The sequence below is a fragment of the Streptomyces sp. NBC_01268 genome (assembly GCF_036240795.1).
In the GTDB taxonomy this organism is placed as follows: domain Bacteria; phylum Actinomycetota; class Actinomycetes; order Streptomycetales; family Streptomycetaceae; genus Streptomyces.
The window spans coordinates 4,128,386-4,153,570 of record NZ_CP108454.1 but is presented as its reverse complement, the minus strand read 5'-3'; the positions used below and the strand labels follow the sequence as shown (position 1 = coordinate 4,153,570).

The window sequence follows — 25,185 nt, the reverse complement described above, 5'->3', positions numbered from 1 at the left end:
CGGGACCGGCCCGCGGCTCCCCCCATGGGTCGCGGGCCGGTCCCGGCCGTGTGCCGGGGCGGGTTACTCCGCCAGCGGCAGGTACACGCGGTTGCCGGCCGCCGCGAACTCGGCCGACTTCTCCGCCATGCCCGCCTCGATCTCGTCCGCCTTCAGGTCGCCGCCGTGCTCACGGCGGATGTCCTGGGAGATCTTCATCGAGCAGAACTTCGGCCCGCACATGGAGCAGAAGTGCGCCGTCTTCGCGGGCTCCGCCGGCAGCGTCTCGTCGTGGAACTCGCGGGCGGTGTCCGGGTCGAGGGCCAGGTTGAACTGGTCCTCCCAGCGGAACTCGAAGCGCGCGTCCGACAGGGCGTCGTCCCACTCCTGCGCGCCCGGGTGGCCCTTGGCGAGGTCGGCCGCGTGGGCCGCGATCTTGTAGGTGATGACGCCGGTCTTCACGTCGTCCTTGTTGGGCAGGCCCAGGTGCTCCTTCGGCGTCACGTAGCAGAGCATCGCCGTGCCCCACCAGGCGATCATCGCCGCGCCGATGCCCGAGGTGATGTGGTCGTAGGCGGGCGCCACATCGGTGGTGAGCGGGCCGAGCGTGTAGAACGGCGCCTCCTCGCAGATCTCCTGCTGGAGGTCGATGTTCTCCTTGATCTTGTGCATCGGGACGTGGCCCGGGCCCTCGATCATGGTCTGCACGTTGTGCCGCTTGGCGATGGTGTTGAGCTCACCGAGGGTCTTCAGCTCGGCGAACTGCGCGGCGTCGTTGGCGTCCGCGATCGATCCGGGCCGCAGGCCGTCGCCGAGCGAGTACGTGACGTCGTACGCCGCGAGGATCTCGCAGAGCTCCTCGAAGTTCGTGTAGAGGAAGTTCTCCTGGTGGTGCGCGAGGCACCAGGCGGCCATGATCGAGCCGCCGCGCGAGACGATGCCGGTCTTGCGGCGGGCGGTCAGCGGCACGTACGGCAGCAGCACGCCGGCGTGGACCGTCATGTAGTCGACGCCCTGCTCGGCCTGCTCGATGACCGTGTCCTTGTAGATCTCCCAGGTCAGCTCCTCGGCCTTGCCGTCGACCTTCTCCAGGGCCTGGTAGAGCGGCACGGTGCCGATCGGCACGGGGGAGTTGCGCAGCACCCACTCGCGGGTGGTGTGGATGTTGCGGCCGGTGGAGAGGTCCATGACCGTGTCGGCGCCCCACTTCGTCGCCCAGGTCATCTTCTCCACCTCCTCCTCGATGGACGAGGTGACCGCGGAGTTGCCGATGTTGGCATTGACCTTCACCAGGAACCGCTTGCCGATGATCATCGGCTCGATCTCCGGGTGGTTGACGTTGGCCGGGAGCACCGCGCGGCCCGCGGCGATCTCCTCGCGCACGACCTCGGGGGAGACGTTCTCGCGGATGGCGACGTACTCCATCTCCGGGGTGACCTCGCCCCGGCGGGCGTACGCGAGCTGCGTCACCGCCTGGCCGTCCCGGCCCCGGCGGGGCAGCCGCGGCCGGCCCGGGAAGACGGCGTCGAGGTTCTTCAGGCCCCCGCCGCGCGGCGAGGTGTGCTTGATGCCGTCGTCCTCGGGGCGGACCGGGCGGCCCGCGTACTCCTCGGTGTCCCCGCGCGCGATGATCCAGTTCTCGCGCAGCGGCGCCAGGCCGCGCCGGACGTCGGTCTCGACGGTGGGGTCGGTGTACGGACCGGACGTGTCGTACAGCGTCACGTCCTTGCCGTTGGTGAGGTGCACCTGGCGGACCGGCACCCGGAGGTCGGGGCGCGAGCCCTCGACGTATCCCTTGTGCCAGCCCGGCGTGCGCTCCTGCGGGCCGTTCTGGTCGGAGGCAGGCGTGCGTGCATCCTGAATGGTCATGAGACCGAATCTCCCTACGCCGGCATTACCCGGTAACAGGTTCGGCGGTCGGCGCAGCCTCCTCCCGTACGTACGTCCAGTACGCGCGTACGGTGATCAGCGCCCTCTCAGCCCGGTGCTCCGAGCTCCCGCGTGTGCAAAGGTGCCACCACGCTAGCGCCCTCCCTGGCGTGCTGAACAGTGGGTCCCCCGCGTTCTTGCGATGATCGCTCGGTGACTTCCACGCAGCAGACCCCCGATCCGCACCGTTCCGGTGGCCACGAGGGCCATGGCGGACACGGCCACGACGACGGAGGGAGCGGGGGGCACGGCGGCGGCCACGGACACGGCCACACACACAGCCACGGCCCGGCGGCGCCCGTCTCGCGTCATCTGCGCAAGGTCATCGCCGCCGTCCTGATCCCCTTCGGCGCCGCCGTCCTGATCGGGCTCGCGGTGCTGTGGCCGGGCGGCGCCCCGGCGCACGAGCGCACGGGGGTGGGCTTCGACCGGCAGACCGAGCAGGGGCGGGTCGTGGCCGTCGACCACGTCGACTGCAAGGACGTGAACGTCGCGCAGGCCCCGCCGACCGGCGACGCCTCGACGCCGGAGGGGAGTGACACCCGGCAGTGCGAGAAGGCGACGATCGAGGTCACCTCGGGCCCGCACCAGGGCCGGACCTTCACCGAGATCGTGCAGCCGGACGCCCCGCGCCAGCTCCACGAGGGCCAGGGCGTGGTCGTCGCGTACGCCCCCGACGCACCGCGCGAACTCCAGTACTCCGTGACGGACGTGAACCGGAAGCTGCCGCTGGCGGTCCTCGCCGGCATCTTCGCGCTGGTGGTGGTGGCCGTGGGCAGGATGCGCGGCGTGATGGCGCTGATCGCGCTCGCCGTGAGCTTCCTGGTGCTGACCTTCTTCATCCTCCCGGCGATCCTCGAGGGCTCCAATCCCCTGGTGGTCGCCATCGTCGGAGCGAGCGCGATCATGCTCATCGCGCTCTACATGTGCCACGGCCTGTCCGCCCGGACCTCGGTGGCCGTGCTCGGCACCCTGGTCTCGCTGCTGCTGATCGGCCTCTTCGGCTCGCTCTTCATCGGCTGGGCCTCGCTCACCGGCAACACCGACGACAACACGGGCCTCATCCACGGCCTGTACCCGAACATCGACATGTCGGGTCTGCTGCTGGCGAGCGTCATCATCGGTTCGCTCGGCGTGCTCGACGACGTGACGGTCACCCAGACCTCGGCGGTCTGGGAACTGCACCAGGCCGATCCGCGGATGGGTCCACGGGCGCTCTACCGGGCCGGCATCCGGATCGGCCGCGACCACATCGCGTCGGTCGTGAACACCCTGGTCCTCGCGTACGCCGGCGCCGCCCTGCCGTTGCTGCTGCTCTTCTCGATCGCCCAGAGCAGCGTGGGGACGGTGGCCAACAGCGAGCTGGTCGCGGAGGAGATCGTCCGCACGCTGATCGGCTCCATCGGCCTGGTCGCCTCGGTGCCGGTCACCACCGTCCTCGCGGCGCTGGTGGTCTCGGCCGACCGGCCGGGGGCCACGGAGCAGCGCCCGGGCGGGCGCGGACGCCGCCGCCGGGCCAAGTGACCTGACCGACCGCGGAGTACGGGGACCCGGGGGACTCCGTACGCCTCGGTACGGCTCAGCCGGCGTTCTCCTCCGCGAGGATCCGGCCCAGTGCCGCCTCCAGGTTGTCCTCGAAGTCGCCGAGGGTGCGTTCCTGACCGAGCGGGACCAGCTTGTCCGTACGGTCGAGGAAGGCGACCAGCGGTGGCGCGCTCGCCCGGAACAGGGCCCGGTCGCTGCCGACCTGGAGCCGGATGATCACGTCGGAGAGCCCGTCCGGATCGGTCGGCGCGATGTGCACATCGCCGTCGCCGCTGGGCCGGTTGATCCCGTCGAGCAGCAGTTCCCGGCCGAACGCCCAGGTCACCGGCGCGTCTCCGGGAAGGTGGAAGGTCATCCGCACCGCATAGGGGTCGCGGGTCTCGTATCGCAGTTCCACCGGGATCCTGAAGGAGAGCTCCTCGGAGACGAGGAAGCTCATCAGGAGTTCGGCTTGAACCGTCTCTCGCATCATGTACCCCGCAGTAGACGAAGCAGTTGTGTAAACACGCTGCTGAAAGCTGTGGTCGAAACGGCCAGGAATGATCCCTCATGGCCCTCTTGACGCAATCGTGCTGTAAGCGCTAGCAGATCACAAGGAGTGATTTTTCAGATACTGATAGAGAAGGCGAGCGAACTGAAGAGCCTTCCGATCTCGTTCTGTAGCTGAGCGATCGCAGGTAGCAACCGTTCTCCCTGGTGAAGGGGTACGGAAATGGCCATCGCGGCCGCCGTGGACCCCGCAGTGATGGGGATGGCGGCACAGACTGTGCCGAGCGCATATTCCTGACGCTCCACCAGGGGCTCCATACGCCCTATTCCGTCCAAACGGTCCAAAAGGGCACGCCGATTACGCACCGTATACGGCGTGATCGCTTCCACCGGATGGCGATCGAGGTGGTCTTGACGACTCTTCAGATCGAGTTGACTCAGCAGGCACTGCCCGATGGCGTGCGCGTGGCCGGTCTCCCGGAAATCGGCCCACTCCTCGACGGCGGGAGCCGCGGGGGTGTCGGCGACGGCGACGAGCTCGATCTCGCCTTCGCGGTAGATCGCGAAGTACACGGGGACGCCGATGGCATCACGCCAGTGCGCGAGAGAGTCCTCGACCTTGGTGCGACGATTCTGCAGAACTCCGCCGCCGACCAGACGGCCGGCGGCGTCGCCGAAGACGAACACACCCTTCTCACGGCGCAGATAGCCCTCGTGCGTCAGGGTGCGGAGCAGGTGGTATGCGGTGGGAAGCGGCAGTCCCGCTTCGCGGGCAAGCTGTTTGGCGGGCGCTCCGTCCTCATGGGAGCCCACGGCCTCCAGAAGTCTCAGCGCCCGCTGTACCGATCCGATCAGGGTAGGAGCAGCGGTCTGCGAAGCCGTGGCCAAAGGTCACCCCCAGGCGAGTGACGGACGCGTCGCATCCGCCCGCGGGGGCCGCCCCCGCGCGCCCACCGCGACCTGGGACCGTCGGGTCTACGCCTGTTGTTCCTGGGGCGGCAGAGGTTTCCACTCTAATGGCAGCCCCCAGGGCCACGGCCGGTTTCAACCGGTGCGTTCCCTCGCCCGGGCTAATCCCAGGCCGTTGGCCCGTACCAAGGGGGAACCCGTGCTACCAGTCCTCGCGCGAACCGGAGGAGGACGAGCTGAACTTCCGTACGACGTAGATCAGGCCACCGACGAGCGCCACGAACACCAGCACCTTGAAGAGCAGGCCCACCACGATGGTGAGGACGCTGGTGATCAGTCCACCGAAGACGACGAGCGCGAGAACGGGTATGGCGACCCACTTCACCCACCACGGCATCCCCGCGAGAATCTCCTTCACCGCCATTGCGCTTACCTCATCTCCCGAAGAGTCCGGACCCGCGGGATCCGTCCGGACCCCGGGACCGCCGGCGTTCTGTCGCCGACACCTTCGATGCTAGGTGCGCACCCCTGGCGAGCGGGGGCCTCACGGCCCCCGCTCTTCCCTGATCCGACCCCTAGGGGGCCGGGCTCACGCCTCCGGCGGCGAGAAGACCACCATGACCCGCAGGTCCTCGGTGATGTGGTGGAACCTGTGCGGCACCCCGGCCGGCACGTAGACCACGCTGCCCCGCGCCACCGGGGTCGTCTCCTCCCCGACCGTGATCGCCGCCCGGCCGCTCACCACGAAGTACACCTCGTCCTGACCGTGCGGCTGCTGCGGGTCGAGCTGCCCCGCGTCGAGCGCGTACAGCCCGACGGACATGTTCCGTTCCCGCAGGAACTGGAGGTACGCGCCCTCGTTGGCGGCGCGCTCCGCCTCCAGCTCATCCAGTCGGAATGCCTTCATGGTCGTTCGCCCCTGCCTTGGCTCGATCGTGTCTGCCACGATCTGACACATGAAGAATTTCGTAGTCAAGACGCTCGCGAACGCGGGGGCCCTGGCCGTGGCCATCTGGCTGCTCCAGGACATCACCCTGACCGGAGACAGCACCGCGAAGAAGGCCTGGACCCTGATCCTGGTCGCCCTGGTCTTCGGCCTGGTCAACTTCCTGGTGAAGCCGCTCGTGAAGCTGCTCACGCTTCCGCTCTTCATCCTGACGCTCGGTCTGATCACCCTGGTCGTCAACGCGCTCATGCTGCTGCTGACCTCCTGGCTGGCCGACCAGCTCGGCCTCAGCTTCCACGTGGACGGGTTCTGGACCGCGGTGCTCGGCGGCCTGATCATCTCCGTCGTCTCCTGGGCGCTGAACGTCGTCCTCCCCGACGGCGACTGAGGGCCGGCCGTGACGTACCGCGTCTGTTTCGTCTGCACGGGCAACATCTGCCGATCGCCGATGGCCGAGCACGTCTTCCGCGCCCGCGTGGCCGAGGCCGGCCTGGCCGACGCGGTCGTCGTGGACAGCGCCGGCACCGGCGGCTGGCACGAGGGCGACGCCGCCGACCCACGCACCGTGGCCGTCCTGGAGGAGCACGGATACGGCTCGGCGCACGCCGCCCGCCGGTTCCGCTCCTCGTGGTTCGCCGCGCTGGACCTGGTCATCGCCCTCGACGAGGGGCATCTGCGCGAACTGCGGCGGCTCGCCCCCACCCCCGAGGACGCTGCGAAGATACGGCTGCTGCGCTCCTACGACCCCGGCGCGGGCGCCGAGCTCGACGTGCCCGACCCCTATTACGGCGGCCGGGAGGGGTTCGAGGAGTGCCTGGACATGGTGGAGGCCGCGAGCGAGGGACTGCTCGCCGCGGTGCGCGACGAGGTGGAGGAGCGGACGCGATGAGCAGCACCGACGGCGACGGAGGGCTCCGACCCGAGGAGACCGGCCGGATCGGCGACGGGACCCGGGCGGTCCGGGCCGGCCTGCCCGAGCCCGTGAAGTACGAGCCCACCCTGCCCGGTCCGGTCTTCGCCGCCCACTTCCACCTGCCGGGCGACCCCACCGGCCCCTACACCTACGGCCGCGACGAGAACCCCACCTGGACCCTCCTGGAACGCGCCATCGGCGAGCTGGAGGCACCGGGGGAGACCGGGGTCGAGACCCTGGTCTTCGCCTCCGGGATGGCCGCCATCTCCGCCGTCCTGTTCTCCCAGCTGCGCGCCGGCGACGCCGTCGTCGTCCCCGACGACGCCTACCAGGCACTGCCGTTGCTGCACGAACAGCTGCGGGCGTACGGCGTGGAGGTGCGCACCGCGCCGACCCGCGGCGACACCCAGCTCACCGTCCTCGACGGGGCGAAGCTGCTGTGGCTGGAGACGCCGTCCAACCCCGGGCTCGACGTCTGCGACGTGCGACGCATGGTGCGGGCCGCCCACGAGGCAGGGGCCCTGGTGGCCGTCGACAACACCCTGGCCACCCCGCTCGGCCAGCGGCCCCTGGAGCTGGGCGCCGACTTCTCCGTCGCCAGCGACACCAAGGGCATGACCGGGCACGGCGACATCCTGCTCGGCCACGTCAGCTGCCGCGATCCGCTGCGGGCCGCCGAGGTGCGCCGCTGGCGGAAGATCGTCGGGGCCATCCCGGGCCCGATGGAGGCCTGGCTCGCCCACCGCTCCCTGGCCACCCTCCAGCTGCGCCTCGACCGGCAGTGCGCGACCGCGCTGACCGTCGCCGAGGCCCTCCTCGCGCACCGGGACGTGACCGGACTGCGCTACCCGGGGCTGCCCACAGACCCCTCGCACGAGGTGGCCGCCCGGCAGATGCGGCGCTTCGGCTCCGTCGTCTCCTTCGTCCTGCCGGACCGCGCGTGGGCGGACCGGTTCCTGGACGCGCTGCGGCTCGTGGACGACGCGACCAGCTTCGGCGGGGTCCGGTCGACCGCCGAGCGGCGCGGACGGTGGGGCGGGGACGCCGTGCCCGAGGGCTTCGTCCGCTTCTCGGTGGGCGCGGAGGACCCGGAGGACCTGATCGACGACGTCCTTCAGGCCCTCGACACCGCCGCCAAGGGTGCCTGACAGGGGAGAGCGGGCTCATGAAGAAGCGTTCCGAACCTCCCCCCTCGTGGCTCGGAACGCCCTCCTCCCCCTTGCTCCCCCAGCGGTTCCGCAGCCGTCCCCACGGCCGACGTCCGCCCGGACAAGGCTAGTTGACTGTGCGTCAGTGTCCAATCACTCTAGCGACAGCGACCTATCGACTTATTTATAGTTGGACGGTCCTGAGGCGCCGTCAGCGGACCGCCTGAGTCGAACGGCCCCCTGCGGCCGGGAGGGGGCGACATGGATCTGGCCCTGCTGCGCACGTTCGTCACGGTGCACCGGGCCGGCTCCTTCACCCGCGCCGCCGCCCTCCTCGGACTCTCCCAGCCCGCGGTCACCGGCCAGATCCGCACCCTGGAACGGCAGCTGGGCCGCCCGCTCTTCCTCAGACAGGCCCGTGGGGTCACCCCCACCACCATCGGCGACGAACTCGCCCATCGCGCCGCGCCGCACCTGGACGCGCTCGCCGAGATCGCCGAGACCGGCCTCGAGGAGCAGAGCGGGATCCGCACCCTGCACCTGGCCGGGCCGCCCGAGTTCACCTCGGTCCGGGTGCTGCCCGCCCTGACCCCGCTGGTCGCCCAGGGCCTCACGCTGCGCGTCTCCTTCCTGGGCGACGCGGACGAGACCCTCGACGGGCTCGCCGCCGGGCACCACGACCTGGCCGTCTCCACCGCACGGCCCCGCGGCGGGCTCTTCGCCGCCACCCCGCTCTGCGACGAGGAGCACGTCCTGGTCGCCGCCCCGCGCTGGGCCGCCCGCCTCTCTCCCGGGGTGCTGCTGCGCCGGGGTGCGGTCGTCCTGGAGCAGCTGCCCGTGGTCGAGGTGCACGAGTCGCTGCCGTTCGTCGCGCGCTACTGGGCGGCCGTCTTCGAGTCGAAGCCGGCCGCCGCCGCGACCGTGGTCGTACCGGACCTGCGGGCCGTCCTGGAAGCCACCGCCGCCGGAGCGGGGCTCGCCGTGCTGCCGCGCTATCTGTGTGAGGAGGCCCTGGCCGGCGGCCGCCTGCTGGCGCTCCTCGACCCGCCGGTGCCGCCCCTGCGCACCTACTTCCTGGTGGTGCGCACCGGCACGCTCGCGCTGCCGCATCTGGCGCGGGCCCACGAGTGGCTGTTGCGGACCGCGGGGGACTGGTGAGTTTCAGGACACCCGGGACGGGCCATTTTCTTCCCATGACCGAACGACCAGTGGTCAAGCGCACCGCACGCGCCATCCTGCTCGACGGGGACGACCTGATCCTCATCAAGCGCACCAAGCCCGGAGTGGATCCGTACTGGCTGACCCCCGGCGGCGGGGTCGAGCCCTCGGACCCGACCGTCGTCCAGGCCCTGCACCGCGAGGTGCACGAGGAGCTCGGCGCCAAGATCACCGACGTGGTGCCCTGCTTCGTCGACACCGTCGAGCACATCGTCGACGGCGGGGTCTCCGGCGTGAAGGTCCAGCACTTCTTCGTCTGCCGCCTGGAGTCCATGGACACCTCGCTGCGGCACGGCCCCGAGATCGAGGAGCCGCTGGGCGAGTACGAGATCGTGCGCGTGCCCTTCAGCCGGGTCGGCATCGCCGCCGTGCACCTGGTGCCGCTCTCCCTGCGCCACTACCTGGACGGCAACATCGAGGGCGTCCGCGCGATGCACGCGCCCGACCTGGGCTAGGGCTGCGGGACGAGCTCCGTCAGGAAGTCGTGGCGGATCCGGTCGGTGGGGATGCCGACGCCCCGCAGGGCGTCCACCCCGCTGCGGATCATGCCGAGCGGCCCGGAGAGATAGGCGTCGTACTCGGCCCACGGCCCGTACTGGCGCACGGCGTCCGGGAGCCGTCCCTGGTCCTCGGTGACGGGGCGGACGGCCAGCCACGGGAAGGTCTTCTGGAGCCGCAGCATGGTGTCGATGTCGTAGAGGTCATGGTCGCTGCGTGCGCCGTAGAAGACCTCGACGCGGCGCCGGTCACCGTGCTCGGCCACGTCCTCGACCAGGGCCTTGATCGGGGCGATGCCCGTCCCTCCGCCCAGGCAGAGCAGCCCGTTGTCGGTGGAGTGGTCGACGGTCATCGACCCGGCGGGCGGGCCGAGCCGCAGGACGTCCCCGGGGCGGGCGCGGTGCACCAGGGCGTTGGAGACCCAGCCGGCCGGCACCGCCTTGACGTGCAGCGAGAGCAGACCGTCCGGGCGGGGCGCCGAGGCGAAGGAGTAGTGCCGCCATATCCGCGGCCACCAGGGCGTCTCCAGGCTCGTGTACTGCCCGGCGAGGAACGGGTACGGCTGGTCCGGCCGGAGGGTGATCACGGCGATGTCCGGGGTCCGCAGGTCGTGCGAGACCACCTCCGCCTGCCACCAGGCCGGCGCGCGCCGCTCGTCCTCCGCCGCCGCGTCGATCATGATCTGCGAGATCGTCGTGTACGTGCGGACCCAGGCCGCCTCGGCCTCCTCGTCCCAGCTGTCGGCGTACCGCGCCAGGGCGCCGATCAGGGCCTCGCCCACCGCCGGGTACTGCGCGGGCTGGGTGCCGTACTTGCGGTGCCCCCTGCCGAGGTTCCGGAGGTACTCCGTGAGCACGGGGACGTCGTCCAGGTGCTCGGCAGCCGTGAGCAGCGCCTTGAGCAGCCGGTCGCGCTGGGTGTCCATGGCGGCCGGGAACATCGCCCGCAGATCGGGCTGGTGGGTGAAGAGCAGCGCGTAGAAATACGAGGTCACCCGGTCGGCGACCGGGTCGATCTCCGCCATCGTGCGACGCACCAGCACCGCGTCCGGCGAGGGCGTCACGCTCTCGTCCGGAGGTATTCGGGGCGGTGATGCGTCCGGGGCCGTAGCCAGAGCATCCGTCATGTCCTCGCCTCCCCGCAGCCGACCTGGATGGTCGCCTTCCGTGTTCGCAGGATGACAGTCCGGCGTGGACACCGGGCAGAAAGCGGAATTCCCGGCCGATCACCCCCCGTCGGCGACTAGGCTGCGCTCTTTCGAACCAGTGCGTAGGCCTCGCGCAGGTCCGCTCCCGCGTAGCTGTGCCGGGCGAGATCCGCGAGGTGGTGGTCCGCGTTCACGGCCACCGTCTCGGGCACGACCGCGAAGAGTTCCGCGTCGGACATCGAGTCCCCGTACGCCACACAGGCCTCCAGCGGGACGTCGAAGCGCGCGCAGAGTTCCTTGGCGATCCGCACCTTCGCCGACGCGTCGAGGATCCCCGGGCGGTGGATCGGCTCCGTGAACGGCACGGAGGGCCAGAGCGAGCCGTGGGCCGCGTCCGCTCCCCAGGCCAGCAACCGCTCGACGAAGAAGTCCGGCGACAGCGAGATCACCGCGCAGTGACCGCCCTCGGCCCGGATCCCCGCCCAGACCTCCTGGATGCCGGCCAGCCAGGGAGCCCCCTCGAAGGCCGCCGCCACCTGCTCCGGAGTGAGCTCCGACCAGAGCGCCCTGGCCCGCACCGCGAACTCGTCGGGGGTGAGGCCGTGCAGCAGGAAGCCCCGCTCCAGTTCCGCGATCTCCTCGTGCAGCCCGAGCTGCCGCGAGATCTCCACCGCGGCCGCCGAGCCCCGGATGAGCGTGCCGTCGAGGTCGAAGAGATGGAGCCTGCGGCTGCCGCTGAGGGTCGTCATGTACGCCGAGGCTAGTACGGCCGGTTACTCCCCCGGTCAGACGCGGGAGAAGACCTCCGGACGGCACCGTGTTTCACGTGAAACAACTCCGGCGGCCCGCGCGGCGGGCGCTCCTCGTCGTCCACGTCTCCGTCTCCGTGGCCTGGCTCGGCCTCAGCCTGGGCCTGCTGACCCTCGGCATCACCGCGTACACGACCCAGGACTCCTCCCTGACGGAAGCGGCCTACCGCGCCATGCAGGTGTTCGCGGACTGGCTGCTCGCACCGGTCGCACTGCTCACCCTGGGCACCGGCCTGGTGCTCTCCCTGGGGACACCGTGGGGGCTGGCCCGGCACCGCTGGGTCTGGATCAAGTTCTGGATCACCCTCGCCACGGCCGCCGCGACGATCTTCGCGCTCCGCCCGGAGATCACCCACGCGGCGGCGGCCGGCGTGCCGGACCTCAGCCTGGTCGCCGCCCCCACGGTCTCCACCGGCGCCTATCTCTTCATGACCGCGATCTCGGTGCTCAAGCCCTGGGGGCCGACCCGACGCGGGCGCCGCCTGCGGGAGTCCGCCCGTTTCCGTAAAACGGTGGACGCCTCAGCGCCGCTTCGGAGAGCCTGAACCCCATGCCCTCCTCAGCGCCCTCGCTCGACCAGCTCCCGATTCGCCGCCTCACCCCGGAGGACGTCCTCGCCTGCGCGGACCTCTCCGAGGACCGGGGATGGGCGCGGGAGGAGTACAAGTGGGGCCTGCTGCTCACCGCGGGCACGGGATACGGCATCGACGACCCGTCCGGGGAGGGGCTGGTGACCGCCTGCGTGGTCACCTCGTACGGGCCGGGTCTCGCCGCCATCGGCATGGTCCTGGTCGCCGCGCGCTACGCCCGCCAGGGCGTCGGGCGCCGGCTGATGCGCCATGTGCTCGCCGAGGCGGGGGACACCCCGCTCACCCTCTACGCCACCTCCAACGGGCAGCCCCTCTACGAGGAGCTGGGCTTCGCCGATGTCGGCCGCTCGGAGATGCTCATGGGGCGCTTCACCTTCACCGAGCCGGCTCCCGCCCTTCCGGTCCGCCCCGCGACCGCGGAGGACCTCCCCGCGGTGCTGCGCCTCGACCACGAGATCTTCGGCGTCGACCGCACCGCGATGATCGCCCGCCTGCCGGCCTTCGCCGATGTGCTGCGCGTCGCGGAGCAGGACGGCGAGATCACCGGCTTCGCCGGGCTCTGGCCCAACATGGACACCCATGTCGTCGGCCCGCTGATCGCCCGCGACGTCGCCACGGCCCAGGCCCTGGTCTCCTCGCTCGCCGGCGCCTCGGACCGCCCGTTGCGCACGGATGTCGACAGCCGGCACACCTCGCTGACCACCTGGCTGAAGGCGAACGGCCTGGAGCAGATCGCCGAGACCGCCATCATGATCCGTTCCCTCCCCGGCCTCCCGGGCGACTGGCGCCGCCGCTTCGCGCCGCTCACCGTCGCGGCGGGCTGACCCGGCGAGCCCCGTCCCTCACCGATTACTTGCACACGCCGATTTTTGCGCACATCGTCTACCCTGGTACGGAGCCGCTCCGGCACCGCGGAGCCGAGGAAGCGAGGGAGAGCATGACCGCGACGGACCCCGCACTGACGGCCCTCTCCCAGGGCTGGTGTGCGCTCTCTCTGCTGCACGGCAGGATCGAGTCGCACATCGAGCGGGCCCTGGAGTCCCGGCACGGTCTGAGCGTGCGCGAGTACTCGCTCCTCGACGTCCTCAGCCGCCAGCACGACGGTCCGGGCGGACACCTCCAGATGAAGCAGGTCGCCGACGCCGTCGTGCTCAGCCAGAGCGCCACCACCCGGCTCGTCACCCGGCTGGAGGACCGCGGGCTGCTCACCCGGTACCTGTGTGCCACCGACCGGCGGGGCATCTACACCGATGTGACCGAGGCGGGCCGGAAGCTGCTCGACGAGGCCCGGCCGACCAACGACAGCGCCCTGCGCGAGGCCTTGGACGCGGCGGCGGAGAACCCGGAACTGGCCCCGCTGGTCCGGGTCGTCGAGGGTCTCGGCGTTCCCGCCTGACCCCCGGGCCGGACGTACCCTGCCCTCCATGAGCGATCTTGAGATACGGCCCGCACAGCAGGACGACCTCCCCGCCATCGTGGCGATGCTGGCCGACGACCCCCTGGGCGCCCAGCGCGAGTCGCCGGACGACCTCACGCCGTACACGGCCGCCTTCGCCCGGCTCGCCCAGGACCCGAACCAGCGTCTGGTCGTGGCCGTGCGCGCGGGCAGGGTCGTCGGCACCCTGCAGCTGACGCTCATCCCCGGGCTCTCCCGCAAGGGCACCACCCGGTCCCTCATCGAGGGCGTCCGCATCCACGCCGACGAGCGCGGCAGCGGTCTCGGCACCCGGCTCATCGAGTGGGCCGTCGAGGAGTCCCGCGCCCAGGACTGCCGACTGGTGCAGCTGACCTCGGACGTCACCCGCATCGACGCCCACCGCTTCTACGAGCGACTCGGCTTCGAGGCCTCCCACGTCGGGTTCAAGTTGAGCCTGTGAAGGAGAGCGCGCTGTTTCACGTGAAACAGCGCGCTTCCGGTCAGAGGCCGCGCCAGCCGGCCTCGTCCACACCTCCGGGAACGGCGTCTCCCGGCTCGTACGGCTCGCGGGTGAAGACGAAGGAGCCGAGGTCGAGATGGCTCACCGAGCCGTCGGGACGCCGCGCCACCCGGAGCGTCTCCCCCGCGTAGTAGCCGTCCAGACCGATCCAGCCGCCCTCCGGAAGCGCCCGGAAGGTGGCACGGCGCCCGACACCGCGCAGCGGCTCCAGGGTCACCGCGCGCCCGGCGCCGACCCGCAGACCGTAGGCGTACGTCCCCCAGTACCAGGGGCCGGTGAGCGCCAGGAGCTCCTGGTCGACCTCCGCCTCGGGAAGGGGCCGCCAGGGCTCCGGCAGACGGGGCTCGGCCTCGGCCACGATCCGGACGAGATCGGCGGCCACAAGGCCCGTCAGGGGCCCGGAGGTGGCGTTCGCGAGCGCCACCGCCGCGAGCCCGTCCTCGACGCTCACCCAGAGGCAGGCCACGAAGCCCGGCAGCGAACCCGTGTGGCCGACGAGCGTCCGGCCGTCCTTGCGCAGCAGCTGAAGACCCAGGCCATAGCCCGACTCCCCGTCACCGGCCGCCGGGGGCGCGGCGGGCACCCGCATCTCCTCCACCGAGGCCTTGGAGAGCACCCGGTCGTCCCCCTCGGCGAGGAACGCGCCGAACCGGCAGAGGTCGCCGACGGTCGACCAGAGCTGCCCGGCCGGTGCCATGATCCCCAGGTCCTGCGCGGGCTCGGGCAGCATCACATCGGCCCACGGGTGCACGGCGAAGCCGCCGGCGTGCGGGGCGACCGGCTGCGCGCTCGTCCGGCGCAGCCCCAGCGGCTCCAGGATCTCGGTGCGCAGCGCCTCCTCCCAGGACACCCCGCGCAGGGCCTCGACCAGCGAACCGAGCAGGGTGTAACCGGGGTTGGAGTAGTGGTGCAGCCGCCCGGCGGGGTGCCGCCTCGGCTGCTCCCCCAGGACGTCGTCGAGCTCGGGCCGCACCGTGCCGGGCGTCCGCTCCCACCACGGCGACGGGGTCTCGGCGGCGAGACCGGCGCTGTGGCCGAGCAGTTGAGCGATCGTCACCTCGCCGACGCCGGTGCCCTTCAGGTGCTTCTCCAGCGGGTCGTCGAGGCCGAGCAGCCCCTCGTCCCGCAGCCGCATCACCAGCACCGCGGTGAACACCTTGGTGATCGAGCCGATCCGGTACTGCGTGTCGACCTCCGGGTCGTGCCCGTCGACACAGCTGCGCGACCCGAACCAGACGGTCTCGCCCTCCCGGACCACGCCGGCGGCGAAGGAGGGCGAGCGTCCCTCGGTCTGGGCGACGGCGACGCGGTGCAGCAGGGCGCGTTCGGTGCCGGGAAGAAGGGCTTCGAAGGATGAGGTCATACGGTGATCATGCCGCGTGGCCCCGGAGAACTCGATCAGGTTTGTGCCATGTCCACGAAGCGTGAGTAGTGGCCCTGGAAGGCCACGGTGATCGTCGCGGTCGGACCGTTACGGTGCTTGCCGACGATGATGTCGGCCTCGCCCGCGCGCGGGGACTCCTTCTCGTAGGCGTCCTCGCGGTGCAGCAGGATGACCATGTCCGCGTCCTGCTCGATGGAGCCGGATTCACGCAGGTCGGAGACCATCGGCTTCTTGTCCGTGCGCTGTTCGGGGCCACGGTTCAGCTGCGAGAGCGCGATCACCGGGAGCTCCAGCTCCTTGGCGAGCAGCTTCAGGTTTCGCGACATGTCGGAGACCTCCTGCTGGCGGCTCTCGGACCGCTTGGAGCCACCGGCCTGCATCAGCTGGAGGTAGTCGATGATGACCAGCTTGATGCCACTGCGCTGCTTGAGGCGGCGGCACTTGGCGCGGATCTCCATCATCGACAGGTTCGGCGAGTCGTCGATGAAGAGCGGGGCCTGCGAGACGTCCGGCATCCGGCGGGCCAGCCGGGTCCAGTCCTCGTCGGTCATAGTGCCGGAGCGCATGTGGTGCAGGGCGACCCGGGCCTCCGCCGAGAGCAGACGCATCGCGATCTCGTTGCGTCCCATTTCGAGGGAGAAGATGACGCTGGGCAGGTTGTGCTTGATCGAGGCCGCGCGGGCGAAGTCGAGCGCGAGCGTCGACTTACCCATGGCGGGACGGGCCGCGATGATGATCATCTGACCCGGGTGCAGACCGTTGGTCAGCGCGTCCAGGTCGGTGAAGCCGGTGGGCACACCGGTCATCTCGCCGCTGCGGGAGCCGATCGCCTCGATCTCGTCGAGCGCGCCCTCCATGATGTCGCCGAGCGGCAGGTAGTCCTCGGTGGTCCGCTGCTCGGTGACCTGGTAGATCTCGGCCTGGGCGCGGTTGACGATGTCGTCGACGTCGCCGTCGGCCGCGTATCCCATCTGCGTGATCTTGGTGCCGGCCTCGACGAGGCGCCGCAGCACGGCGCGCTCGTGGACGATCTCCGCGTAGTAGGAGGCGTTGGCGGCGGTGGGCACCGACTGGACGAGGGTGTGCAGGTAGGAGACGCCGCCGGCGCGGGTGATCTCGCCGCGCTTGGTGAGCTCGGCGCCGACCGTGATGGGGTCGGCGGGCTCGCCCTTCGCGTACAGGTCGAGGATGGCCGCGTAGACCGTCTCGTGGGCCGGCTTGTAGAAGTCGTGGCCCTTGAGGATCTCGACGACGTCGGCGATGGCGTCCTTGGAGAGCAGCATGCCGCCGAGGACGGACTGCTCGGCGTCCAGGTCCTGCGGGGGGACCCGCTCGAAGCCGGACATCCCGGAGTCCCAGGAGTCCTCGCTGCCGCGCTCGTGCTGGTCCTCACGACCGCGCCCCCGGCCACGGCCCTCGCCGCGGGTACGGGTGGGCAGCCGGTCACCTGGTCCGCTGTCGGCCCAGGGATCGTCCATGGGCTCGGGACTGCTCACCAAGCCACCTCCTCCCGTCCGCTCCGCGGACCTCACCGTGCCACTCTTTCTTACGCCACGGCTCCGACAAACGAGAGGCTTTGACTCCGCTTCTGGCGCGTCGTGCGCCGGTCCACGGTAGGCCCGCGGGCACCGTCAGCCAATCTGGTTATCCACAGGGCCTGTGGGTGAAGGCCCCGATGCTGTGGAGAACTCCCCAGAACCTGTGCACGGACCGGGGGACAGCCATGTGGACAAACTCATACCGCCCTCGACCCAACCCACCTGACCTGCGGTTTTTCCGTCCACCGGCTGTGGGGGAGAAAAACTTCGCCGTCTGGACCAAGATCAGAACAAACGGCGCACACCCGAAGGCCCAATCCCTCCCCGAGTAAGGGTTGTAATGCCATTGCATCTCTTACCTGTGGAAGATTAGATTGACCCCATGCATCAGGCTCCCGCGCCCTCCAAGGCCACTCGACGGCAACACGACCGCGAGATCGTCTCGCTGGCCGTCCCGGCCTTCGGCGCACTCGTCGCCGAGCCCCTGTTCCTCCTGGCCGACAGCGCCATCGTCGGCCACCTCGGCACGCCCCAGCTGGCGGGGCTAGCCATCGCCTCGACCCTGCTCTCCACCGCGGTGAGCGTCTTCGTCTTCCTCGCCTACGCCACCACGGCGGCCGTCGCCCGCCGTGTCGGTGCGGGCGACCTCCCGTCCGCCATCCGCCAGGGCGTGGACGGCATCTGGCTCGCCCTCCTCCTGGGCGCCGGCGTCGTCGCCCTCACCCTGCCCACCGCCCCCTGGCTCGTGGGGCTCTTCGGCGCCTCCGACACCGCCGCCCCCTACGCGACCACCTATCTGCGGATCTCCATCCTCGGCATCCCGGCCATGCTGGTCGTCCTCGCCGCCACCGGCGTCCTCCGCGGCCTCCAGGACACGAAGACCCCTCTGTACGTCGCCATCGCCGGCTTCGCCGCCAACGGGCTCCTCAACCTCGGGCTGGTCTACGGAGCCGGGCTCGGCATCGCCGGATCCGCCTGGGGCACGGTCATCGCCCAGGTCGGCATGGCCGCGGCCTATCTGTTCGTGGTCGTCCGCGGCGCCCGCCGCCACGGCGCCTCCCTGCGCCCGGACCCCGCCGGGATCCGGGCCGGCGCCCAGGCCGGTGCCCCGCTCCTGGTCCGTACGCTCTCCCTGCGCGCGGTCCTGATGATCGCCACGGCCGTGGCCGCCCGGCTCGGCGACGCCGATGTCGCGGCGCACCAGATCATCCTGTCCCTGTGGAGCCTGATGGCCTTCGCCCTCGATGCCATCGCCATCGCCGGACAGGCCATCATCGGCCGCTACCTCGGCGCCGAGGACGGAGACGGCGCCCGCCAGGTGTGCCGCCGGATGGTGCAGTGGGGCGTGGTCTCCGGCATCGTGCTCGGACTCCTGCTCATCGTCACCCGACCGCTCTTCATCCCGCTGTTCACCAGCGATCCCTCGGTCCAGGACACCCTGCTGCCCGCCCTCCTGGTCGTGGCGCTCTCCCAGCCCGTCTCCGGCATGGTCTTCGTCCTCGACGGCGTCCTCATGGGCGCGGGCGACGGCCGCTACCTCGCCGGAGCCATGCTGGTGACCCTGGCCGTCTTCGCCCCCGTCGCCCTGCTCGTCCCCACGCTCGGAGGCGGGCTGACCGCCCTCTGGGGCGCGATGACGCTGATGATGACGGTCCGCCTGGCCACCCTCTGGCTCCGCGCCCGCTCCGGACGCTGGATCGTCACGGGCGCCACCCGCTGACCGGGGCCGCCGGCTGAGACTGCCGCCGAGCGAGGCTGCTGCCGACCGAGGGCACCGGGACCGGTGCTCCGCTGTCCGATCGATGACGTTTCACGTGAAACACGATGTTTCACGTGAAACGGCGGAAGGGCCGCACCCGAGGGGTGCGGCCCTTCCTCACTGCTCAGCAGAGACTGCCGAAGGCCAGCCTTAGGCGGCGATGACCTCGACGCCCAGCTTGGCAACCACGTCGGCGTGCAGACGCACGGAGACCTGGTGCGCGCCGAGGGTCTTGATCGGCGAACCGAGCTCGACACGACGCTTGTCCACGTCCGGGCCGCCCGCAGCCTTGATCGCCGAAGCGACGTCGGCCTGGGTCACGGAGCCGAACAGGCGGCCGGCGTCGCCGGAGCGAACGGCCAGCTTGACCTTGACGCCCTCGAGCCGGGCCTTGACCTCGTTGGCCTGCTCGATGGTCGCGATCTCGTGGATCTTGCGGGCGCGGCGGATCTGCGCCACGTCCTTCTCGCCACCCTTGGTCCAGCGGATCGCGAAACCACGCGGGACCAGGTAGTTGCGAGCGTAGCCGTCCTTGACGTCGACGACGTCGCCAGCGGCACCGAGGCCGGAGACCTCGTGGGTGAGGATGATCTTCATTTTTCGGTCACCCTTCCCTTATCGCGCGGTGGACGTGTAGGGCAGCAGCGCCATCTCACGGCTGTTCTTGACGGCCGTGGCGACGTCACGCTGGTGCTGCGTGCAGTTGCCGGTCACGCGACGGGCACGGATCTTGCCGCGGTCGGAAATGAACTTCCGCAGCATGTTCGTGTCCTTGTAGTCGACGTACGCGACCTTGTCCTTGCAGAATGCGCAGACCTTCTTCTTAGGCTTGCGCACAGGCGGCTTCGCCATGGTGTTTCTCCTGTGTGATCAAGAAGTTTGGGTACGAGCTGCTTCTTGGGGCGTAGCCCTAGAAGGGAGGCTCGTCCGAGTAGCCGCCGCCGGAGTTTCCACCCCAGCTACCGCCGCCCTGCTGCTGCTGGCCGCCGGACGGGGCGCTGGAGGCCCAGGGGTCGTCGGAGGGAGCTCCGCCGCCCTGCTGGCCACCGCCGGAGTTTCCACCCCAGCTGCCACCGCCGCCGCCCTGCTGCTGCCCGCCGCCGTAACCACCCTGGCCACCGCGACCCGTGGTCTTGGTGACCTTGGCCGTGGCGTTCTTCAGGCTGGGGCCGACTTCCTCGACGTCCAGCTCGTAGACCGTGCGCTTCACGCCCTCGCGGTCCTCGTAGGACCGCTGCTTCAGCCGGCCCTGCACGACGACGCGCATGCCTCGCTGGAGCGACTCGGCGACGTTCTCCGCCGCCTGTCGCCAGACCGAGCAGGTCAGGAAGAGGCTTTCGCCGTCCTTCCACTCGTTGGTCTGGCGGTCGAAGGTGCGGGGAGTGGACGCGATACGGAACTTCGCGACCGCCGCACCGGACGGGGTGAAGCGCAGCTCGGGGTCGTCGACAAGATTGCCGACGACCGTGATGACGGTCTCGCCTGCCATGGGTGAACCTCTCGGCGGGATTGCTTCTGGCTGCTTACTGCTACTCGAACCCGAAAACCTGTGAGCCGAAGGCTCAGTGGGTCTCGGGGCGGAGGACCTTGGTCCGGAGGACCGACTCGTTCAGGTTCATCTGGCGGTCGAGCTCCTTGACGACCGCAGGCTCGGCCTGCAGGTCGATGACCGAGTAGATGCCCTCGGGCTTCTTCTTGATCTCGTAGGCGAGACGACGACGGCCCCAGGTGTCGACCTTCTCAACCTTTCCGTTGCCCTCACGGACGACGGAGAGGAAGTTCTCGATCAGCGGGGAGACAGCGCGCTCCTCGAGATCGGGGTCGAGGATGACCATCACCTCGTAGTGACGCATGTGGAACCCACCTCCTTTGGACTCAGCGGCCACGGTCGTTCCGTGGCAGGAGGGTCGTGATGCGTAAGCAACGGTATCGGCCACCACTGACAATCCCCCTCGACGAGCGAGGGTTCCGTCGGGGTCCAGGACGGACCTGGGCAGACACCGGTGCAGACCGTACAGAGTACCCGCACATCGCCCTGCGGTTGAAATCCGGTGGTGAGGGGACGCAATCTGTACACAACGGATGTCGGCGGCGTCACAGTGCGCCGCCTTCCCGCAGCCACGCCAGGAGGTGCCCCATGGCACAGGCAATGCGACCCGACCCCGGACACTCCCTCTTCGCCACGGACGGCAAGCCGCACCCGCTCCAGGACACCCTGATGGCGGTGACCCTCTTCCTCGGAATCCTGTCCTTCATCACCGCCCAGTTCCACAGCCTGCACGTGCTGGCGTCCTGGACGGGTCTGATCGGCATCCTGACCGGAGCGGTCGGACAGTTCGTCTCCGTGACCACCAGGGAGCGATTCGTCCTCATCGTCGGCCTCGGCGCCTCGGCCGTGGGCTTCTACCTCGGCATGTTCTACGGAGGCCTCGCCTGATCCCACCCGAGGGCCTGACAGGCTCAGGGACACACGTCCCATCAGGGGCGCTCCCCGGTCGCAGTAGGCTTCGGCGCGAGAGCCGGAGCCCCTGACCGATGGGGACACACCTGCCGAGGAGCGCCCCGCATGAGCCTGACCCTGAGGACCATCAGCCGTGAGCAGCATCTGGCATTCATCCAGAGCCAGCCCGCGGCGAGCCACTGCCAGGTCCCGGCGTGGGCGGACGTGAAGACCGAGTGGCGCTCGGAGAACCTCGGTTGGTTCGACAAGGGCGGCGAGCTCGTCGGCGTCGGCCTGGTGCTCTACCGCCAACTCCCCAAGATCAAGCGGTACCTGGCGTACCTGCCCGAGGGCCCGGTCATCAACTGGCACGCCCCGAACCTCGACGACTGGCTCCAGCCGATGCTCGCGCACCTGAAGCAGCAGGGCGCGTTCTCCGTGAAGATGGGCCCGCCGGTCGTCATCCGCCGCTGGGACTCGGCCGCCATCAAGTCCGGCATCCAGGACCCGGACGTCAAGCGTCTGAAGGACGTCGAGGCCACCCACATCGAGCCGCGCGCCTTCGAGGTCGCCGACCGGCTGCGGAAGATGGGCTGGCAGCAGGCCGAGGACGGCGGCGCCGGCTTCGGCGACGTGCAGCCCCGCTACGTCTTCCAGGTCCCGCTCGCCAACCGCTCGCTCGACGACGTCCTCAAGGGCTTCAACCAGCTGTGGCGCCGTAACATCAAGAAGGCCGAGAAGGCCGGCGTCGAGGTCGTCCAGGGCGGTTACGAGGACCTCGCCGAGTGGCAGCGGCTGTACGAGATCACGGCCGTCCGCGACCACTTCCGCCCGCGCCCGCTCTCGTACTTCCAGCGCATGTGGACCGTCCTCAACAACGAGGACCCCAACCGCATGCGGCTCTACTTCGCCCGGCACAACGGCGTGAACCTCTCCGCCGCGACCATGCTCGTCGTCGGCGGCCACGTCTGGTACTCCTACGGCGCCTCCGACAACATCGGCCGCGAGGTCCGCCCCTCCAACGCGATGCAGTGGCGCATGCTGCGCGACGCCTACGCGATGGGCGCCACCGTCTACGACCTGCGGGGCATCTCGGACTCGCTGGACGAGACCGACCACCTCTTCGGCCTGATCCAGTTCAAGGTCGGCACGGGCGGCGAGGCCGTCGAGTACGTCGGCGAGTGGGACTTCCCGCTCAACAAGCTCCTGCACAAGGCGTTGGACATCTACATGTCGCGTCGCTGACGTCACGTCCGAGGCTTGCGTAGTCTCGTACACGCGTACACACCATCGATCCACCGCAGCTGACACACCGCAGCCACCAGAAAGGTTCCGGGCCGGCCATGGCGCTCTCCCTCTACGTCGACACCGCTCGTTGGCGGGCGCACCAGAAGACGGTCATCGACCAGTTCCCGGGTCTCATCCCGGTCTGCAAGGGCAACGGCTACGGCTTCGGCCACGAGCGGCTGGCCGACGAGGCCGCGCGCTTCGGCGCCGACATGCTCGCGGTGGGCACCACGTACGAGGCCGCCAAGATCAAGGACTGGTTCAGCGGCGACCTGCTGGTGCTCACCCCGTTCCGGCGCGGCGAGGAGCCGGTGCCGCTGCCGGACCGGGTCATCCGCTCGGTGTCCTCCGTGGACGGCGTGCACGCCCTGGTGGGCGCCCGTGTCGTCATCGAGTGCATGAGCTCGATGAAGCGCCACGGCGTCCACGAGGAGGACCTCGGCCGGCTCCACGCCGCCATCGAGGACGTACGCCTGGAGGGCTTCGCCCTGCACCTGCCCCTGGACCGCCCGGACGGCACCGACGCCGTCGAGGAGGTCATCGCCTGGATGGACCGGCTGCGGTCCGCCCGGCTGCCGCTGCACACCATGTTCGTCAGCCACCTGCGCGCCGACGAGCAGGCCAGGCTCCAGCAGCAGTTCCCGCAGACCCGCTTCCGGGCCCGGATCGGCACCCGGCTGTGGCTGGGCGACCACGAGGCCACCGACTACCGGGGCGCCGTCCTCGACGTCACCCGCGTCGCCAAGGGGGACCGCTTCGGCTACCGCCAGCAGAAGGCGGCGTCCGACGGCTGGCTCGTGGTGGTCGCCGGCGGCACCTCGCACGGCGTCGGCCTGGAGGCCCCCAAGGCCATGCACGGCGTGATGCCGCGCGCCAAGGGCGTGGCCCGCGCCGGTCTCGCGACCGTCAACCGCAACCTCTCCCCGTTCGTCTGGGCCGGCAAGCAGCGCTGGTTCGCCGAGCCCCCGCACATGCAGGTGTCGATCCTGTTCGTGCCCTCCGACGCGCAGGAGCCGCACGTCGGCGACGAGCTGGTCGCCCATCTGCGCCACACCACGACCCAGTACGACCGCATCGTCGAGCGCTGAGCCGACGGCAGCACCGTACGGATACGTGAGCGGCCCCCCGGGATCACCCGGGGGGCCGCTCACGTGTCCGCGTCCGCTCACTCTCGGGAGGCGCTCCTCGGAGCCGCCCAGGGATCGCCCCCGGGGACGCCGCCCGGGGCGCCCCACTCCACCCGCGGGCCCTCCGCCGCCGGGGCCGCGTGCAGCGGCGGGTGGGCCGCCCTGCCCAGGACGAAGACGTCCTCCGCCCCGTCCAGGACGCCCCCCGAGGGGTCGTCCGAGCCGTCCCGGCGTACCGGGTCCCGGTCCGGCGCGAGGATGTCGCGCACGACCAGGGCGCACAGGTAGAGCGTGCCGAGCACGTGCAGCACGATGGCGAACTGGTAGCCGTCGGTCGGCAGGCCCTGCTTGTTCCCGCTGCTCGTGTAGGCCAGGTAGAACCAGATGGCCAGGAAGTACATGACCTCGCAGGCCTGCCAGACGAGGAAGTCGCGCCAGCGCGGCCGGGCGAGCGCGGCGAGCGGGATCAGCCACAGCACGTACTGCGGCGAGTAGACCTTGTTGGTGAGCACGAAGGCGGCCACGATCAGGAAGGCCAGCTGGGCCAGCCGGGGCCGGCGCGGCGCGGAGAACGCCAGGATCGCCAGACCGACGGCCGCCAGCAGCATCAGGAGCAGCGCCCACAGGTTGGCGGTCGTCGGCTGCACCTGACGGCCGGTGGTCTGGCTGAGGAGCAGCCAGACGGAGCCGAAGTCGACGTTCCGGTCGGTGCTGAAGACGTAGAACTGCTTCCAGCCCTCGGGCGCGAGCAGCATCACCGGCAGGTTCACCGCCAGCCACGCGCCCACCGCCCCGAGCAGCGCCGTGCCGAACGCGCGCCACTTCCCGGCCCGCCAGCAGAGCAGGAACAGGGGGAGCAGGAGCAGTATCGGGTAGAACTTGGCGGCCGTCGCGAGCCCGATCAGCACGCCGGCACCGAGCGTCCGGCCGCGCGACCACATCAGGAGCGCGGCGGCGGTCAGGGCGACGGCCAGCAGGTCCCAGTTGATCGTGGCGGTCAGCGCCAGGGCGGGCGCGAGCGCCACCAGGAGGGCGTCCCAGGGGCGTCGGCGGTGGGTCCTGGCCACGCACACGGCGAGGACGGCCGTGCACACGAGCAGCAGGCCCGCGTTGACCATCCAGTAGGCCTGCTCCCGCTCCGACAGGGTGGTGCCGCCGGGCGTCAGCCAGGCCGCGACCTGCATGAAGAGGCCGGTCAGGACCGGGTACTCCAGGAACGGTATGTCGCCACCGATCCGGTCGAAGTAGGGCACCAGGCCGTCCGCGAAACCGCGCCCCGAGAACAGGTGCGGGATGTCGGAGTAGCAGGCGTGGGTGTACTGGGAGGTGGTGCCGCGGAACCAGGCCCAGTTGTAGCAGGGCAGCTTCTGCACCATGCCGAGCGCGAACATCCCGATGGCCACCAGGGCCACCACGCGCACCGGGGTGAGCTGTCCGGCGCCCAGCAGCGCCCGGCGGCCGATCGGTCCGCCGATCAGTTCGCTGCCCGCGGCGGCCACGTCGTCGCTGCGCGTGGGGCAGACCACCGCCGGTTCCCGCGGAGGGGTCGTCTTCTGGAGGCTCGGCATGGGGGACATCCTGCCGTACGGGCCT

Annotated in this window: 28 protein-coding genes; 14 read left to right on the top strand and 14 right to left on the bottom strand. The window is 70.4% G+C overall.

Annotation, left to right across the window (positions count from 1 at the left end):
* Window positions 1-63: 63 nt before the first annotated feature.
* The gene (gene thiC, locus OG309_RS18440) at window positions 64-1,848 is read right to left on the bottom strand and encodes a phosphomethylpyrimidine synthase ThiC (RefSeq protein WP_329422282.1); all 1,785 of its coding nucleotides are present in this window, start codon (window positions 1,846-1,848) and stop codon (window positions 64-66) included.
* A 213-nt stretch (window positions 1,849-2,061) separates the two neighbouring features.
* Here thiC and OG309_RS18435 point away from each other — a divergent pair, with 213 nt between their 5' ends.
* Window positions 2,062-3,432, top strand: coding sequence for a YibE/F family protein (locus tag OG309_RS18435; protein WP_443067578.1), 1,371 nt, complete (start codon window positions 2,062-2,064; stop codon window positions 3,430-3,432).
* 55 nt (window positions 3,433-3,487) lie between these two features.
* Here the strand turns inward: OG309_RS18435 and OG309_RS18430 are convergent, their stop codons facing one another.
* The 4 genes from OG309_RS18430 to OG309_RS18415 form a co-directional block, all read right to left on the bottom strand.
* Entirely contained in the window at window positions 3,488-3,922 is a 435-nt protein-coding gene (locus tag OG309_RS18430; protein ID WP_329428415.1) for an SsgA family sporulation/cell division regulator, read from the bottom strand.
* 137 nt (window positions 3,923-4,059) lie between these two features.
* Window positions 4,060-4,830 (bottom strand): IclR family transcriptional regulator, encoded by a 771-nt coding sequence (locus OG309_RS18425; RefSeq protein WP_329422278.1) that lies wholly within the window; start codon window positions 4,828-4,830, stop codon window positions 4,060-4,062.
* Window positions 4,831-5,053: 223 nt separating this feature from the next.
* Entirely contained in the window at window positions 5,054-5,275 is a 222-nt protein-coding gene (locus OG309_RS18420) for a DUF5326 family protein (RefSeq protein WP_329422275.1), read from the bottom strand.
* A 165-nt stretch (window positions 5,276-5,440) separates the two neighbouring features.
* Window positions 5,441-5,758, bottom strand: a complete 318-nt coding sequence (locus tag OG309_RS18415) for a cupin domain-containing protein (protein WP_329422272.1) — start codon at window positions 5,756-5,758, stop codon at window positions 5,441-5,443.
* A 49-nt stretch (window positions 5,759-5,807) separates the two neighbouring features.
* On the opposite strand from OG309_RS18415, the gene OG309_RS18410 reads away from it, so the two are divergent.
* From OG309_RS18410 to OG309_RS18390, 5 genes are all read left to right on the top strand, one after another.
* Complete coding sequence (locus OG309_RS18410; protein ID WP_329422269.1) at window positions 5,808-6,185, top strand: phage holin family protein; 378 nt, start codon at window positions 5,808-5,810, stop codon at window positions 6,183-6,185.
* Between the two features lie 9 nt (window positions 6,186-6,194).
* On the top strand, window positions 6,195-6,686 hold the full coding sequence (locus OG309_RS18405) for a low molecular weight protein-tyrosine-phosphatase (protein ID WP_329422266.1): 492 nt from the start codon (window positions 6,195-6,197) through the stop codon (window positions 6,684-6,686).
* Window positions 6,683-7,858 (top strand): cystathionine gamma-lyase, encoded by a 1,176-nt coding sequence (locus OG309_RS18400; protein WP_329422265.1) that lies wholly within the window; start codon window positions 6,683-6,685, stop codon window positions 7,856-7,858. The genes OG309_RS18405 and OG309_RS18400 overlap by 4 nt, the downstream gene beginning before the upstream one ends.
* Before the next feature lie 261 nt (window positions 7,859-8,119).
* The gene (locus OG309_RS18395) at window positions 8,120-9,016 is read left to right on the top strand and encodes a LysR family transcriptional regulator (RefSeq protein ID WP_329422263.1); all 897 of its coding nucleotides are present in this window, start codon (window positions 8,120-8,122) and stop codon (window positions 9,014-9,016) included.
* A gap of 35 nt (window positions 9,017-9,051) precedes the next feature.
* The gene (locus tag OG309_RS18390) at window positions 9,052-9,531 is read left to right on the top strand and encodes an NUDIX domain-containing protein (RefSeq protein ID WP_046908654.1); all 480 of its coding nucleotides are present in this window, start codon (window positions 9,052-9,054) and stop codon (window positions 9,529-9,531) included.
* On the opposite strand, the gene OG309_RS18385 is transcribed toward OG309_RS18390, so the two are convergent.
* Together OG309_RS18385 and OG309_RS18380 are read right to left on the bottom strand one after the other, a co-directional pair.
* Complete coding sequence (locus tag OG309_RS18385) at window positions 9,528-10,772, bottom strand: globin domain-containing protein (RefSeq protein WP_443067577.1); 1,245 nt, start codon at window positions 10,770-10,772, stop codon at window positions 9,528-9,530. The two genes, OG309_RS18390 and OG309_RS18385, sit on opposite strands and share 4 nt — an antisense overlap.
* A 44-nt stretch (window positions 10,773-10,816) precedes the next feature.
* The gene (locus tag OG309_RS18380; protein ID WP_329422255.1) at window positions 10,817-11,470 is read right to left on the bottom strand and encodes an HAD family hydrolase; all 654 of its coding nucleotides are present in this window, start codon (window positions 11,468-11,470) and stop codon (window positions 10,817-10,819) included.
* A gap of 77 nt (window positions 11,471-11,547) precedes the next feature.
* Here OG309_RS18380 and OG309_RS18375 point away from each other — a divergent pair, with 77 nt between their 5' ends.
* The 4 genes from OG309_RS18375 to OG309_RS18360 all read left to right on the top strand — a co-directional run bounded on the left by OG309_RS18375 (window position 11,548) and on the right by OG309_RS18360 (window position 13,997).
* Window positions 11,548-12,075, top strand: a complete 528-nt coding sequence (locus OG309_RS18375; RefSeq protein WP_329422254.1) for a DUF2269 domain-containing protein — start codon at window positions 11,548-11,550, stop codon at window positions 12,073-12,075.
* A 5-nt stretch (window positions 12,076-12,080) separates the two neighbouring features.
* On the top strand, window positions 12,081-12,944 hold the full coding sequence (locus OG309_RS18370) for a GNAT family N-acetyltransferase (protein ID WP_329422252.1): 864 nt from the start codon (window positions 12,081-12,083) through the stop codon (window positions 12,942-12,944).
* A 113-nt stretch (window positions 12,945-13,057) separates the two neighbouring features.
* Entirely contained in the window at window positions 13,058-13,516 is a 459-nt protein-coding gene (locus tag OG309_RS18365) for a MarR family winged helix-turn-helix transcriptional regulator (protein ID WP_329422251.1), read from the top strand.
* Window positions 13,517-13,544: 28 nt separating this feature from the next.
* A complete protein-coding gene (locus OG309_RS18360; protein ID WP_329422249.1) occupies window positions 13,545-13,997 on the top strand; it encodes a GNAT family N-acetyltransferase in 453 nt (150 codons plus the stop codon).
* 40 nt (window positions 13,998-14,037) lie between these two features.
* Here the strand turns inward: OG309_RS18360 and OG309_RS18355 are convergent, their stop codons facing one another.
* Together OG309_RS18355 and dnaB are read right to left on the bottom strand one after the other, a co-directional pair.
* Window positions 14,038-15,420, bottom strand: coding sequence for a serine hydrolase domain-containing protein (locus OG309_RS18355; protein WP_329422246.1), 1,383 nt, complete (start codon window positions 15,418-15,420; stop codon window positions 14,038-14,040).
* A 35-nt stretch (window positions 15,421-15,455) separates the two neighbouring features.
* Window positions 15,456-16,919 (bottom strand): replicative DNA helicase, encoded by a 1,464-nt coding sequence (gene dnaB / locus OG309_RS18350; protein WP_329428413.1) that lies wholly within the window; start codon window positions 16,917-16,919, stop codon window positions 15,456-15,458.
* A 442-nt stretch (window positions 16,920-17,361) separates the two neighbouring features.
* On the opposite strand from dnaB, the gene OG309_RS18345 reads away from it, so the two are divergent.
* Entirely contained in the window at window positions 17,362-18,699 is a 1,338-nt protein-coding gene (locus OG309_RS18345) for an MATE family efflux transporter (RefSeq protein ID WP_329422243.1), read from the top strand.
* 189 nt (window positions 18,700-18,888) lie between these two features.
* On the opposite strand, the gene rplI is transcribed toward OG309_RS18345, so the two are convergent.
* From rplI to rpsF, 4 genes are all read right to left on the bottom strand, one after another.
* Window positions 18,889-19,335, bottom strand: coding sequence for a 50S ribosomal protein L9 (gene rplI, locus OG309_RS18340; RefSeq protein WP_329422240.1), 447 nt, complete (start codon window positions 19,333-19,335; stop codon window positions 18,889-18,891).
* 18 nt (window positions 19,336-19,353) lie between these two features.
* Window positions 19,354-19,590, bottom strand: coding sequence for a 30S ribosomal protein S18 (gene rpsR, locus OG309_RS18335; RefSeq protein ID WP_128983236.1), 237 nt, complete (start codon window positions 19,588-19,590; stop codon window positions 19,354-19,356).
* 58 nt (window positions 19,591-19,648) lie between these two features.
* On the bottom strand, window positions 19,649-20,227 hold the full coding sequence (locus OG309_RS18330; protein WP_329422236.1) for a single-stranded DNA-binding protein: 579 nt from the start codon (window positions 20,225-20,227) through the stop codon (window positions 19,649-19,651).
* 73 nt (window positions 20,228-20,300) lie between these two features.
* The gene (gene rpsF, locus OG309_RS18325; RefSeq protein ID WP_004950685.1) at window positions 20,301-20,591 is read right to left on the bottom strand and encodes a 30S ribosomal protein S6; all 291 of its coding nucleotides are present in this window, start codon (window positions 20,589-20,591) and stop codon (window positions 20,301-20,303) included.
* A gap of 284 nt (window positions 20,592-20,875) precedes the next feature.
* On the opposite strand from rpsF, the gene OG309_RS18320 reads away from it, so the two are divergent.
* The 3 genes from OG309_RS18320 (at window position 20,876) to OG309_RS18310 (ending at window position 23,553) form a co-directional block, all read left to right on the top strand.
* Window positions 20,876-21,175: a hypothetical protein gene (locus OG309_RS18320; RefSeq protein ID WP_329422234.1), complete on the top strand. Its 300-nt coding sequence runs from the start codon at window positions 20,876-20,878 to the stop codon at window positions 21,173-21,175.
* A gap of 129 nt (window positions 21,176-21,304) precedes the next feature.
* Complete coding sequence (locus OG309_RS18315) at window positions 21,305-22,423, top strand: lipid II:glycine glycyltransferase FemX (RefSeq protein WP_329422232.1); 1,119 nt, start codon at window positions 21,305-21,307, stop codon at window positions 22,421-22,423.
* Between the two features lie 98 nt (window positions 22,424-22,521).
* On the top strand, window positions 22,522-23,553 hold the full coding sequence (locus OG309_RS18310) for an alanine racemase (protein WP_329422229.1): 1,032 nt from the start codon (window positions 22,522-22,524) through the stop codon (window positions 23,551-23,553).
* A gap of 77 nt (window positions 23,554-23,630) precedes the next feature.
* Here the strand turns inward: OG309_RS18310 and OG309_RS18305 are convergent, their stop codons facing one another.
* Window positions 23,631-25,160 (bottom strand): glycosyltransferase family 87 protein, encoded by a 1,530-nt coding sequence (locus OG309_RS18305; protein ID WP_329422226.1) that lies wholly within the window; start codon window positions 25,158-25,160, stop codon window positions 23,631-23,633.
* Window positions 25,161-25,185 lie beyond the last annotated feature (25 nt).

Coding starts and splice junctions, on each gene's coding strand:
- thiC (WP_329422282.1), bottom strand. CDS start 1,848: ATGACCATTCAGGATGCACGCACGCCTGCCTCCGACCAGAACGGCCCG.
- OG309_RS18430 (WP_329428415.1), bottom strand. CDS start 3,922: ATGCGAGAGACGGTTCAAGCCGAACTCCTGATGAGCTTCCTCGTCTCC.
- OG309_RS18420 (WP_329422275.1), bottom strand. CDS start 5,275: ATGGCGGTGAAGGAGATTCTCGCGGGGATGCCGTGGTGGGTGAAGTGG.
- OG309_RS18415 (WP_329422272.1), bottom strand. CDS start 5,758: ATGAAGGCATTCCGACTGGATGAGCTGGAGGCGGAGCGCGCCGCCAAC.
- OG309_RS18410 (WP_329422269.1), top strand. CDS start 5,808: ATGAAGAATTTCGTAGTCAAGACGCTCGCGAACGCGGGGGCCCTGGCC.
- OG309_RS18400 (WP_329422265.1), top strand. CDS start 6,683: ATGAGCAGCACCGACGGCGACGGAGGGCTCCGACCCGAGGAGACCGGC.
- OG309_RS18395 (WP_329422263.1), top strand. CDS start 8,120: ATGGATCTGGCCCTGCTGCGCACGTTCGTCACGGTGCACCGGGCCGGC.
- OG309_RS18390 (WP_046908654.1), top strand. CDS start 9,052: ATGACCGAACGACCAGTGGTCAAGCGCACCGCACGCGCCATCCTGCTC.
- OG309_RS18380 (WP_329422255.1), bottom strand. CDS start 11,470: ATGACGACCCTCAGCGGCAGCCGCAGGCTCCATCTCTTCGACCTCGAC.
- OG309_RS18370 (WP_329422252.1), top strand. CDS start 12,081: ATGCCCTCCTCAGCGCCCTCGCTCGACCAGCTCCCGATTCGCCGCCTC.
- OG309_RS18365 (WP_329422251.1), top strand. CDS start 13,058: ATGACCGCGACGGACCCCGCACTGACGGCCCTCTCCCAGGGCTGGTGT.
- OG309_RS18360 (WP_329422249.1), top strand. CDS start 13,545: ATGAGCGATCTTGAGATACGGCCCGCACAGCAGGACGACCTCCCCGCC.
- OG309_RS18355 (WP_329422246.1), bottom strand. CDS start 15,420: ATGACCTCATCCTTCGAAGCCCTTCTTCCCGGCACCGAACGCGCCCTG.
- dnaB (WP_329428413.1), bottom strand. CDS start 16,919: ATGGACGATCCCTGGGCCGACAGCGGACCAGGTGACCGGCTGCCCACC.
- OG309_RS18345 (WP_329422243.1), top strand. CDS start 17,362: ATGCATCAGGCTCCCGCGCCCTCCAAGGCCACTCGACGGCAACACGAC.
- rplI (WP_329422240.1), bottom strand. CDS start 19,335: ATGAAGATCATCCTCACCCACGAGGTCTCCGGCCTCGGTGCCGCTGGC.
- rpsR (WP_128983236.1), bottom strand. CDS start 19,590: ATGGCGAAGCCGCCTGTGCGCAAGCCTAAGAAGAAGGTCTGCGCATTC.
- OG309_RS18330 (WP_329422236.1), bottom strand. CDS start 20,227: ATGGCAGGCGAGACCGTCATCACGGTCGTCGGCAATCTTGTCGACGAC.
- rpsF (WP_004950685.1), bottom strand. CDS start 20,591: ATGCGTCACTACGAGGTGATGGTCATCCTCGACCCCGATCTCGAGGAG.
- OG309_RS18320 (WP_329422234.1), top strand. CDS start 20,876: ATGGCACAGGCAATGCGACCCGACCCCGGACACTCCCTCTTCGCCACG.
- OG309_RS18315 (WP_329422232.1), top strand. CDS start 21,305: ATGAGCCTGACCCTGAGGACCATCAGCCGTGAGCAGCATCTGGCATTC.
- OG309_RS18310 (WP_329422229.1), top strand. CDS start 22,522: ATGGCGCTCTCCCTCTACGTCGACACCGCTCGTTGGCGGGCGCACCAG.
- OG309_RS18305 (WP_329422226.1), bottom strand. CDS start 25,160: ATGCCGAGCCTCCAGAAGACGACCCCTCCGCGGGAACCGGCGGTGGTC.